This is a genomic window from Okeania sp. SIO2C9, assembly GCF_010672455.1.
In the GTDB taxonomy this organism is placed as follows: domain Bacteria; phylum Cyanobacteriota; class Cyanobacteriia; order Cyanobacteriales; family Microcoleaceae; genus Okeania.
Map to the genome: position 1 here is coordinate 1 of NZ_JAAHGO010000313.1, position 1016 is coordinate 1016.

Annotated in this window: 3 protein-coding genes; 2 read left to right on the forward strand and 1 reads right to left on the reverse strand. The window is 38.5% G+C overall.

All coding sequences use genetic code 11. The features are described from left to right. Nucleotides 1–212, forward strand: a 212-nt coding sequence (locus F6K23_RS41285) for a hypothetical protein (RefSeq protein ID WP_293167105.1), incomplete at its 5' end; no start/stop codon positions are given. 1 nt (nt 213) lies between these two features. Here the strand turns inward: F6K23_RS41285 and F6K23_RS41290 are convergent. Beyond that, nucleotides 214–372 carry a plasmid partition protein ParG gene (locus F6K23_RS41290; protein WP_293167107.1) on the reverse strand — a complete coding sequence of 53 codons (159 nt, stop codon included), beginning with the start codon at nt 370–372 and terminating at the stop codon, nt 214–216. A 225-nt stretch (nt 373–597) separates the two neighbouring features. On the opposite strand from F6K23_RS41290, the gene F6K23_RS41295 reads away from it, so the two are divergent. Then, a partial coding sequence (locus F6K23_RS41295) for a M48 family metallopeptidase (protein WP_293167109.1) occupies nt 598–1016 on the forward strand: 419 nt, incomplete at its 3' end.

Here is a 1016-nt window from a genome sequence, read left to right on the forward strand (position 1 = left end):
TCTATCACCTTCTTGATAGTGTATCTATCGCCTTGCAATTGCTTCTGGGGTTCCCAAGCCATGATTTGCCAATCAAGATACTTGGGTTCATTTTGGCACACTCAGAAAGTGTAGCAGTAAACATTATTGATGGTTCATTGGAAAGTATTCCACAAGTGCCGAATACCAATCCCATGAACCATCAACCATCAACTATGAACTATGAACCATAGATTACTTCTCCTGTTGCTGCAAGGTATCATTTTGTTCTAGCCACTGGTCTATTAATTCATTAATCACTTCACTCATGTCCCTATCTTTAAGGACACAAGTAGACTTAAAGCGCAGTTTTTTATCTTTTGAGAGATAGACCCTAATGGAGTCTTCAGCCACAGTCTTAACAATCCTTAGCTACTCCACACAATAGCTTAACATAAATTAACTTATAAATAAATAATCTTGTGTATAGTCGTTGTTAATTGCAGAAAACCATAAACTATAAACCATGAACAATGAACTATAAACCATCCCTTGTGATAGATTAATCTACCTCCTGGAGGTTTTACGATGAATCAGGTTTTATCCTGTCTAAGAGCCATTGCAAGCATTAGCAATCCTATGCCTACCTATACCGGAATTTCTAGCGAAGCCTTCAAGCACCCTCTGGATCAACAAGCAGAGCAAGCCTTGCGTAATGTTCCTGGGTTTGACTTAGTGGCTAGTAAATTTGTCGAATTCATCTACGAACGTCCGCAGTTGGTATATTTAATGGGCAATAGCATCAAGGTTGGACCACGACAGTATTCTACGATTTACCACATTTTTAGAGAATGCGTTAGGGATTTAGACATACATCCAGAACCGATTCTCTTTATCAGTCAAAACCCCCAAGTAAATAGTTATGCTTTAGGTCAAGAACATCCATACTTAGTACTCTACACTGGCTTATTAGATTTACTCAGTGAAGAAGAAATCCGTACAGTTATAGCCCATGAATTAGGACATATCAAATGCGGTCACACAGTCTTAATCCAGAA